This is a genomic window from uncultured Mailhella sp., from assembly GCF_947631555.1.
In the GTDB taxonomy this organism is placed as follows: Bacteria; Desulfobacterota; Desulfovibrionia; order Desulfovibrionales; family Desulfovibrionaceae; genus Mailhella.
In genome coordinates, this window is record NZ_CANRLT010000087.1 from 1 (window position 1) to 9,685 (window position 9,685).

Here is a 9,685-nt window from a genome sequence, read left to right on the forward strand (position 1 = left end):
CACGAACCTTCAACCCGTCAATTCTTCCCGCTGATTATGCCTTTCCTAATATTTCAACCTCTAATTATAACAGAGCCAAATAAAAAAATATTAAAAAATCCAATGGCTAAGCGGCTTAGCAATTTTTTCACTATTGTTTTGTCTGCCGGTATATGATAAGCAAGGAAAAACGTCATGAATGGGAGTAGCAGACGGGGAGTCTGCAGGCTTTCATTTTGCTGTGAAACACAGGGAAACATAAGGAGTTTCAACATGTTGAAAAAATTTGGCCTGCTGGCCGCCGCTCTGGTTCTGGGAGCGCTGGTGTTTTCCGGTCCCGCGGAAGCCGCCAAGAATTTTAAGCATCTGTCCTTCATGGGCAGCTATCTTGAAAAGCATCCTACCGTGGTGAACCTCTGGCTCCCCTATTTCAAGGCGACTGATGAGAAGTTCGGCGGCAAGCTGTCCTTCGACTATTTTGCCCTTAATGCGCTGTGCCCCGAAGCCGAGGTTCCCCAGGCCATTACCGACGGCCGTCTGGATTTCGGCACTCTGCGTCCTTCCGTGTACCCCGGCAAGTACAATCTCGCGAACGTGGTAAACATCCCCGGCATGTGCCCCAACGCCATTGTGGGTTCTCTGGTGAGCGAAGACATCATGCGGAAGTTCCCTGAAGTGACGGCCGAGCTTCCGGCAAACAGCGTCCACTTCACTTCCTGGGCCTCCGCCGCCTATCAGATTCACACGCTGAAGCCCATCAAGACGCTGGAAGACCTGAAGGGCGCAAAGATCATCGTCTGGGACTCCGTGGTTCTTGAAGTCATCAAGGCTCTTGGCGGCAACCCCATCCGCATGAGTTCCCCCGACACCTATCTTGCTCTGTCCAAGGGTATGGGCGATGGCGTTATCTGCCCGCTCGCTCCGCTCAAGTCCTACAAGATCACCGAAGCCACCAAGTACCACCTGATGCTTAACGTCATGGTGCAGAACTTCACCATGGAAGTGAACAAGGATCTGTGGGACTCCATGCCTGACGACATGAAGGACTACCTCAACAAGACCGGCGGCATGGAAATGGCTCTCGGTGTTGGCAAGTCACTTGAAGACGGTGCCAAGGCCGATACTGAATGGATGAAGAAGCAGGGGCACACCTTCTTCTATCTGACGGATGAAGAACGCGCTCCCTTCCTCTCGCTGCTCAGCGGTTTTGCCGATGACTGGAAAGCGTCCTGCAAGGGCATCGATCCCGCTCTGGTCGAAGCTGTGTACAAGTACGCTCAGGAACGTTCCGCGTTCTACACTGAAGAAATGAAGGCCGGCAAGTACGGCGATTACCAGATGTAAACTTTGCAGGGAGGGGATGAAATCCCCTCCCGCTTTGTTTGTACAAGAGACAACCCTCTTTTAAGGCTCTTTTTTGTATGCGGCTCGTGCGGGCTTCGAGCCGCCAAAAGCCGAGGTTCCCATGTCAGAACAAGTTTCTCTTTCTCCCGCTTTTCAGAGCGTCTACCATTTTCTGGAGACGTGCACGACTAAAATCAGCTGGTTGAGCCACCTGTCCATGGCCATACTGCCCGTGCTCATCAGCCTGGATGTCTGCTGCCGCATGTTCGGGTTCAGTGTGCCCGGCTCTCTGGAAATGCAGGAAAATTTTCTGGCGCTCACCACGTTCGCCTTTATGGCGCTTCTGCAGCTGCAGGACCGCCATATGATGATAGACTTCGTCTATGAGCGCATGTCTGTTGGACTGAAACGCTGGAGCGACATGACCGTTGCCGCTCTCGTACTCGGCGTGATGGTACTGCTCACCTTCGAGAGCTACGGCGCCTTTCTGAGCAAGTTCGGCACTCAGTCCATGGAACTCTATGTCCCTCTGGAGTTCTACTACTGGATGCCGGTCTTCGGGCTTGGCATCACGTCCATCATCGCACTCTTCCAGTTCCTGCGCGAAATCGTCAAGTGTCTCTCCGGCAGGCACTTTTTTTCCATCCTGCTCGGCGTGGGCTTCGCATCTCTGCTCGCCTGGCTGCCGTTCTGGTATCGCGACTGCCCCTATGAAGTGTCCAACCTTATCCTCGGACTCATAGCGTTTGGTCTCCTGTTCCTGTTCCTGTTCATCCGTATGCCCATTGCCTGGGCCATGACCATCATCGGAACCATGGGCATGGTCGCCGTGTCCCGCAACGTCGTTGCGGCCCTCGCCGCCGTTGGCAGCACCCCCTATTCCGCAGCCGCGAACTACAACCTCATCGCCCTGCCGCTCTTCGTCTTCATGGGCTGCATGATCCTGTATTCCGGTATTTCCGTTGACCTCTTCAACTCCGCCAACAAGTGGATAGGCCATATGCCCGGCGGCATGGGCATGGCCGGCGTTGCAGGCTGCACCGGCTTTGCCGCCGTGAGCGGCGACTCCCTCTCCACCGCCGTGACCATGGGTTCCGTTTCACTGCCGGAAATGATGCGTCTCAAGTATTCGCCCTCCCTCGCGACCGGCGCACTTGCCGCGGGCGGAACACTGGGCATTCTGATCCCTCCGAGCGCGGGATTCATCATCTACGGTATTGTGACGGAAGTCTCCATCGGGCGTCTGTTCATGGCCGGCCTGGTTCCCGGCGTTCTCCTGGCCCTGATGTTCATGGCCTATATCTACTATGTGGCCGTGCGCCATCCCGAACTCGCTCCCCGCGGCCCCAAGTACACGCTGACGGAAAAAATCCAGTCTTCCCTTGGGCTTATGCCGATTCTCGCTCTGTTCGTTCTGGTGCTCGGCAGCATTGTTGCCGGCGTCTGCTCTCCCAACGAGGGCGGCGGCATCGGCGCTATGGGCGCCTTCCTCTACGCCCTGGTTCGCCGCAAGGTGACAAAGGAAAACCTTCTGGCCTCCCTGCATGAAACCGGCGAACTGACCGCACGCATCATGGGCATCATGATCGGCGTGACCGTGCTCGGCTATTTCTTCGCCGCCACGCGCCTGCCCTTCCTGCTGGCCGACTTCATCACCTCACTGCCGTTCAACAGGTACTGGGTTTTCATCATCATCGTGATTATCTATGTGATCCTCGGCTGCATGATGAACGTCATCCCCATGCTCATGCTGACGCTGCCTTCCATCTTCCCCACTGTGGTGGCGCTGGGCTTTGACCCTGTGTGGTTCGGCGTGGTTTCCGTCATGATCATGGAAATGGGACAAATCACTCCTCCTGTGGGCGTGGTGGTGTTCGCCCTTGCCGGTGTCGCCAAGGGCATTCCCATTGAGACCATCTTCAAGGGCATCATTCCCTTTGTGGGGCTCATGATCCTTGCGGTCATTCTCATCACGCTCATTCCGGAAATAGCCACCTGGCTTCCCTACACGCTCATGGGTCCCGAAGTCCTCTAAGATTCCAGCGGCGTTCGGGATACCTTCCCCGAGCGCTTCCCCTCAACTCGCATAAAGGAGTTTTTTATGGGTCATCCTACAGTTTATCCTACCGGCGTTACGCTGTACAATCCTGAAAAAGCCTACAGCGGCTATACCGTCATGCCCGTCAAGGATCAGGGCGCCATGCTCATTGATATGAACGGTCAGGAAATCAAACTCTGGAAGGGCGTCCACGGCTTCCCGAACAAGATTTTCCCCGGCGGCTATCTGCTCGGCAGCCGCGGCATCCGCAATCCCAAATACGGACTTCAGGACCAGGTGGACCTCATTCAGGTGGACTGGGACGGCAAGGTGGTCTGGGAATTCAACCAGGCTGAATTTATCGAGGATCCGGGTGAAAAGCCGCAGTGGATGGCCCGCCAGCACCATGACTTCCAGCGTGACGGCAGCACCACCGGCTACTACGCCCCCGGCCATGAACCCCAGTCGATGTCCGGCAACACTCTGGTGCTCTGCCATCGCGATGTCCACTGTGAATATATCTCCGACAAGCCCCTTCTCGACGATGTGGTGTATGAAGTGAACTGGGACGGCGAGATCATCTGGGAATGGCAGGCTTCCGACCATGTGGAGGAAATGGGCTTCTCCGAAGCGGCCCGCAACGCCATGGCCCGCAATCCCAACTTCCGCGGCGGCTCCCTTATCGACAGCGCTCCCGGACTCGGCGACTGGATGCACATCAACTCCATGTCCACCCTTGGACCCAACAAGTGGTATGATGCCGGCGACGAACGCTTCCATCCTGACAACATCATCATGGATGGCCGCGAAACCAATATCATCTTCATCATCAGCAAGAAGACCGGCAAGATTGTCTGGAAGGTTGGTCCCGACTACAGCATTGGCCATCCCGAACATGCTCTCGGCTGGATCATCGGCCAGCACCATGCGCACATGATTCCCGACGGTCTCCCCGGCGCGGGCAACATCCTCGTGTTCGACAACGGCGGCTGGGCCGGCTACGACAATCCCAACCCCGGAGCTCCCATCGGCGTGAAGGCAGCCCAGCGCGACTATACCCGCGTTCTGGAATTCAATCCTGTCACCCTTGAAATCGTCTGGCAGTACACTCCCCACGAAGCCGGCTTTGTGGTTCCGCTGGACGCCAGCCGTTTCTACAGCCCCTTCATCAGCTCCGCTCAGCGTCTGCCAAACGGCAATACCTTCATCACGGAAGGTTCCGACGGACGTATGCTCGAAGTGACCGCCGACCACGAAATCGTGTGGGAATTCATCAATCCCTATAAGGACGGCCGCAACATGAACATGGTGTACCGCGCCTACCGCGTGCCCTACGAATGGGTTCCCCAGGCTCAGCACACCCCCGAAGTGGCCATTGCTCAGGCTGACTGCGCCACCTTCCGTATGCCCGGTGCCGCTCCCTTCGGCAGCCGCAGCAGCGAAGTGGAAGTAGAAGGCACTCTCGGCTATGTGGCCAACGCCGGTGACTGCATCGCCGCCACCGAAGACTAACCCCTGCGGGGTTCTCTCCCTTCTTTCAGCGAAACGCGCTCGTTCGCCCGGGCGCGTTTCTTCTTTTTAACTGCCCCCATGCCGCCGGACATCAAAAAACAGCAAAGGCCGCGGCATCACAAAACGCCGCGGCCTTTTGCTGATGAGGAAGTAAAGTTTACAGAATAGCCCGATACGCTTCGGCAGAAAGCAGCGCGTCCAGAGCGCCCAAGTCTTCGGGCTTGGCCTTGATGAGCCAGCCCTTGTCGTAGCAGGAAGCGTTGAGCAGCGTGGGCGTACCGTCGAGGTCGCCGTTGACGGCGGTCACTTCACCGGCAATGGGCATGAACAGCTTGTTCACGGACTTGATGGATTCCACTTCACCGAATTCCTCGCCCGCACCGAAGCTGTCGCCTTCGGAGGGAAGATCGACAAACACCACTTCGCCAAGCTGATCCTGGGCGTAATCGCTCACGCCGACGACGATCTCATCGCCGTCCTTGCGGGCCCAGATATGTTCGTCGGTATACTTGAGTTCGGCGGGGAGATTGAGTTCCGCAGCAGTTTTGGCCATGTTGTTCTCCTTGATTTGAAGAAGGATGACCCGGCGAGGCCGGGCCGCAGGTTGATGCAGACCCCTGTCACGGCAGAAGCGCCGCAGCAGGGAAACTCAGTCGGTGAGGGAAGCCGCAGCTTCCATGACGCCTTCCGCGAGGGTGGGATGGGCATGGATGGTTCCGGCAATGTCGGCCACGGAAGCTCCAAGCTGAAGTGCCAGCGCACATTCGGAAATGAGGTCAGTGGCGTGCGCTCCGGCAAAATGCGCACCGAGCAGCTTGCCGCTGGACTTATCGGCAACGAGCTTGAACACGCCGGGCAGTTCACCCATGGCCTGTGCCTTGCCGAGTTCCCGGAACTGAAATTCCGCCGTGACCACGTCCAGCCCCCTGGCCTTGGCCTGCGCTTCGGTCAGGCCCACGTCGCCGATTTCAGGCGAGCTGAAGATGCCTGAGGGAACCACGTCATAGTTGGGCTTTTCCTGCGCGCCGAAGATGTTGGCCACGGCTACATGCGCTTCTGCAGACGCCATATGCGCCAGCATGATGCGCGCCGGGCCGAGAATGTCGCCGATGGCGTACACACCGGGCACGGAGGTTTCCAGAAAGTCGTTGACCACGATGTATCCGCGCTTGTCGGTTTCGATCCCGGCTTCGGCAAGGCCAAGTCCGGCACTGTTGGCCACACGGCCGATAGTCATGAACAGACAGTCGGCTTCAAGAGTGGCGGGCTTCTTTGCGGAAGCGGGCACAAGTTCCGGCGCAAGGAAGGGCGAGGGGCCAAGGTCGGCGAAGACCTTGCCGTCTTCCACCCTGGTGGCGGCGACAGTGCGGCAGAGTTCCACCTTGATGCCCTTCTTCTTGGCTTCGCGCAGGAGCAGCTTGCTCATTTCCTCATCCACGGAAGGCACGGGCAAAAGTCTGTTCTGCCCTTCCACCACGGTGACTTCACTGCCAAAGGCTCTGAAGATAAAGGCCAGCTCCATGCCGACCACGCCGCCGCCCACAATGACGAGGCGTGCGGGCACATGGTCAAGTTCCAGAGCTTCATCGCTGGAAAGGACGTGGGTGCCGTCCACGGGCAGAGACGGCAGATTGAGCACATTGGACCCTGTGGCGATGATAACCTTGTCGCCTTCCACGTCCTGCACGGAACCATCGGCCATGGCGACCTTCACGAGATTTGCGCTGACGACCTGTCCGCGGCCGGAGACGACCTTGACCTTGAGCTTCTGGCAGGTCTTTTCCAGGCCCCCGCGCAGGGTTTCCGAGACCTTGCGCTTTCTGGCGATGACGGCGGGCATGTCCACGGTGGGAGTACCTGCACCGCTGATGCCAAATTCCGCGGCGCGGCGGATATTTTCCAGCGTTTCTGCAGAAGATTTAAGGGTCTTGGTGGGAATGCAGCCGCAGTTGAGGCATGTGCCTCCGAGCCATTTGGATTCCACGAGCGTGACTTCCGCGCCGCGTCTGGCGGCGTCGAAGGCGGCCGTGTATCCGCCGGGACCTGCACCGATGACAGTGATGCGAAGTGCCATAAGATCTTGCCTGCCTTGCAGAAAAAGTTAAGGCGTATTGGCAACGCCGAAAGCAGCTTTGTGCGGATACAGTGCACGCCAAAAGCGTGCAACGCCCCGCATGAGGAAAAGGACTGAAACTTATTCGCTCTTGATGATGTCGGTCTTGGGAAGCGCGGAACGCACCTTGGAACGATACGGCAGCAGGTTGTCGAGCGGTTCCAGCCCCTTCACGAGTTCGGCCGCTGCCTGGATGCCGAAGGGAAGCATCATGTCGCCGCAGGCTTCCGCCACCATCTTTCCGGCAAGCGCCGCATCCGCGGCGGAAAGCCAGGCAAGCGAGCCGTCGGCCTGCTTGATGGGTTCAAGGTAAAGCCGGATGACGTTGTCCTTGAAGGCACGCACCAGAGCAATGGTCTTGCCCAGTTCTGCGGCGGAAGGCGCTTCGCCGCCCACAGCCGCGGGATACACGGAAGCCGGGCCGGGAATATTGAGCCTGACGCGGGTCAGGCAGCCGGTGCCGATGAGACGCTCCAGAAGACCGGCGTTGCGGCCGTCGGTATCGAGAACCACCTGCAGTCCGCCCTTGGACAGCGTGGTGATGAGTTCGACGAAATGCTCTTCTTCTCCGGCGGGCACTTTGGACACGTTCAGTCCGGAGATCCAGCCGTGCAGCATCTTGCTTTCGGAAACGGCACCGGCATCGCCGAGGGCCTTGCCGGAAAGCAGATAGGCAATGACCACGCCCGTGCCCTGAAGCACCACATCGCCGTCATCGTCATGGAACATGGGAAATTCCACGCCGGTTTCGTTGCGGTGCAGGAATTTGCGGTTGGCGCGGTAAAAGCCGTTCACGATATCCTTGTCGGCTTCAAGATCATAGCTTGAGTAGGCTATGCCTTTGGCGTCCATGAATTCATGCGTGATGCGGCAACGGATACAGTTGGGAGCCTTATAAAGAGTGATAGCCATGTCAGAACTCCATAGCGGTTAGAACATTCTGCGTTCCCGATGAATTTTGCCCGAACCGTTCCGGCCCGGAAAAGGGAATCTCCCGGCTATTTCAACAAAAAACAGTAGGGAACGCAATAGCGATTTTCTCAGTTTTCTGTTGCCGGCAAGGATTTCGACCTGCTTCCGAGGAAAAGTGAAACGCTGCGTTCTCTTTTTCCACAAAGATCCAGCCCGATATTTCCGTTTCGGGGACTCTTGTGTACGGCAGAGACGATGTATATACTGTCCGCATGTTTTCCAGTGAAGAAAAAACGCGCGCTGTCGCCGCACTGCTCTCGTGGTTTGACGCACACAAGCGCCCTCTCCCCTGGCGGAGTTCCTACACACCCTATGAAGTCTGGATATCGGAAGTCATGCTCCAGCAGACACAGATGGAACGGGGCGTTCAGTATTTTCTGCGCTGGATGAAACGCTTCCCCACACTTGCATCCGTCGCCGAAGCCCCGGAGGAAGAAATCCTGCATTACTGGGAAGGTCTGGGCTATTATCGCCGTGCCCGCTTCCTCCATCAGGCGGCAAAAACTGTGATGGAGCGCTTCGGCAGAGCCTTGCCCTGCGCAAAAGAGGAACTGGCCTCGCTGCCCGGCCTTGGCGAATACACCGTTGCCGCCATACTCGGCATAGCCTATGAGCGCGATGTCGTCACCGTGGACGCCAACGTGGAGCGCATTTTCTCGCGGCTTTTCAATATTGCAGAGCCGGTCAGGAAGGCTCCCACGGCCACATGGATACGCCGGACGGCGCAGGAACTTCTCCCACCCGGTCAGGCGCGGGCGTACAATCAGGCACTCATGGAGCTTGGCGCCCTCGTCTGCGGCAAAGCGCCCCGCTGCCCGGAATGCCCTCTTCTCCCCTGGTGCGAAGCGCGGAAAAAGGGCGTGGAAAAAAGTCGCCCCGTGCTGCCCGAACGCCCGAAGGTCATCCCCGTAGTCTCCGCCCACAGCATTCTTCTCTGGAAACGGCAGATCTTGCTCCTCCAGCGCCCCCTGAACGGGCTCTGGGGCGGCATGTGGGAATTTCCCGGAGCGATGGTCGCCGAAAAGGCCTCCCCACGGGAAACGGCCGTACGCAGCATGGCGGAACTCGGCCTTAGGGTGGAGATCCTAGCACCCCTCGGGCAGGTGCGGCACAGCTACACGAATCACAGGCTTACGGCTCACTTTTTCCGCGTCGAGTTCGCTTCCGATTTTTCCGAAGAACAAGCCTCGGCGCTGGCCCGGCGCGTTCCCTGCCGCTTTCTGAACTGGAACGAAGTCGGCACTCTGGCCATGCCCGCGCATCACCGCCGGATGGCAGACCGCTATTTTTCAGGAAAACACCGCGCTTCTGCGGAACAACTGTCATTATAAGAAGGCTCATATGAAACACACCGTCTATTGGATCGAAGGCGACGGCATCGGCCCGGAAATCTGGAAAGTGGCACGTCCCGTCATGGATGCCGCCATGTCCGCCACCACTCAGGAACACGTTCTGGACTGGCAGGAACTCCTCGCCGGGGAAAAGGCCGTCAAGCTCACCGGCTCTCCCCTGCCCCAGGAAACCCTCGATACGCTTGCCACGGCCGGTGTCGCGATCAAAGGCCCTCTGGGAACCCCCGTGGGCGGCGGCATACGCAGCCTCAACGTGGCCCTGCGTCAGACCTTTGACCTCTATGCCTGCATCCGCCCTGTTTACTGGTTCAAGGGCATCGGCACAGAAAAGAGCAAGGGCACCAAGGTGTTCGCCCTGGGCGGAAAAATCAACAA

Annotated in this window: 8 protein-coding genes; 5 read left to right on the forward strand and 3 right to left on the reverse strand. The window is 58.1% G+C overall.

Going from position 1 to position 9,685, the window contains the following annotated elements; translation table 11 throughout:
- The first annotated feature begins 252 nt into the window (after positions 1-252).
- The 3 genes from dctP to Q0Z94_RS10110 all read left to right on the forward strand — a co-directional run bounded on the left by dctP (position 253) and on the right by Q0Z94_RS10110 (position 4,873).
- Complete coding sequence (gene dctP / locus Q0Z94_RS10100) at positions 253-1,323, forward strand: TRAP transporter substrate-binding protein DctP (protein WP_298069351.1); 1,071 nt, start codon at positions 253-255, stop codon at positions 1,321-1,323.
- A 121-nt stretch (positions 1,324-1,444) separates the two neighbouring features.
- Positions 1,445-3,358 carry a TRAP transporter large permease subunit gene (locus Q0Z94_RS10105; RefSeq protein ID WP_298069353.1) on the forward strand — a complete coding sequence of 638 codons (1,914 nt, stop codon included), beginning with the start codon at positions 1,445-1,447 and terminating at the stop codon, positions 3,356-3,358.
- Between the two features lie 66 nt (positions 3,359-3,424).
- Positions 3,425-4,873 carry an aryl-sulfate sulfotransferase gene (locus Q0Z94_RS10110; RefSeq protein ID WP_298069354.1) on the forward strand — a complete coding sequence of 483 codons (1,449 nt, stop codon included), beginning with the start codon at positions 3,425-3,427 and terminating at the stop codon, positions 4,871-4,873.
- A 157-nt stretch (positions 4,874-5,030) separates the two neighbouring features.
- Here the strand turns inward: Q0Z94_RS10110 and gcvH are convergent, their stop codons facing one another.
- The 3 genes from gcvH to Q0Z94_RS10125 form a co-directional block, all read right to left on the reverse strand.
- Complete coding sequence (gene gcvH, locus Q0Z94_RS10115) at positions 5,031-5,426, reverse strand: glycine cleavage system protein GcvH (RefSeq protein WP_298069356.1); 396 nt, start codon at positions 5,424-5,426, stop codon at positions 5,031-5,033.
- A gap of 96 nt (positions 5,427-5,522) precedes the next feature.
- Complete coding sequence (lpdA, locus tag Q0Z94_RS10120; RefSeq protein ID WP_298069358.1) at positions 5,523-6,947, reverse strand: dihydrolipoyl dehydrogenase; 1,425 nt, start codon at positions 6,945-6,947, stop codon at positions 5,523-5,525.
- Positions 6,948-7,067: 120 nt separating this feature from the next.
- Complete coding sequence (locus Q0Z94_RS10125; RefSeq protein ID WP_298069360.1) at positions 7,068-7,898, reverse strand: hypothetical protein; 831 nt, start codon at positions 7,896-7,898, stop codon at positions 7,068-7,070.
- A gap of 272 nt (positions 7,899-8,170) precedes the next feature.
- On the opposite strand from Q0Z94_RS10125, the gene Q0Z94_RS10130 reads away from it, so the two are divergent.
- Positions 8,171-9,289, forward strand: coding sequence for an A/G-specific adenine glycosylase (locus Q0Z94_RS10130; RefSeq protein ID WP_298069362.1), 1,119 nt, complete (start codon positions 8,171-8,173; stop codon positions 9,287-9,289).
- A 10-nt stretch (positions 9,290-9,299) separates the two neighbouring features.
- Positions 9,300-9,685: isocitrate/isopropylmalate family dehydrogenase (locus tag Q0Z94_RS10135; RefSeq protein WP_298069364.1), on the forward strand; the 386-nt coding region annotated here is incomplete at its 3' end.

Bases quoted from the DNA above. Each gene is read 5' to 3' on its own strand.
- Q0Z94_RS10125 (WP_298069360.1), bottom strand. From the start codon at position 7,898: ATGGCTATCACTCTTTATAAGGCTCCCAACTGTATCCGTTGCCGCATC.
- Q0Z94_RS10110 (WP_298069354.1), top strand. From the start codon at position 3,425: ATGGGTCATCCTACAGTTTATCCTACCGGCGTTACGCTGTACAATCCT.
- dctP (WP_298069351.1), top strand. From the start codon at position 253: ATGTTGAAAAAATTTGGCCTGCTGGCCGCCGCTCTGGTTCTGGGAGCG.
- Q0Z94_RS10130 (WP_298069362.1), top strand. From the start codon at position 8,171: ATGTTTTCCAGTGAAGAAAAAACGCGCGCTGTCGCCGCACTGCTCTCG.
- gcvH (WP_298069356.1), bottom strand. From the start codon at position 5,426: ATGGCCAAAACTGCTGCGGAACTCAATCTCCCCGCCGAACTCAAGTAT.
- lpdA (WP_298069358.1), bottom strand. From the start codon at position 6,947: ATGGCACTTCGCATCACTGTCATCGGTGCAGGTCCCGGCGGATACACG.
- Q0Z94_RS10105 (WP_298069353.1), top strand. From the start codon at position 1,445: ATGTCAGAACAAGTTTCTCTTTCTCCCGCTTTTCAGAGCGTCTACCAT.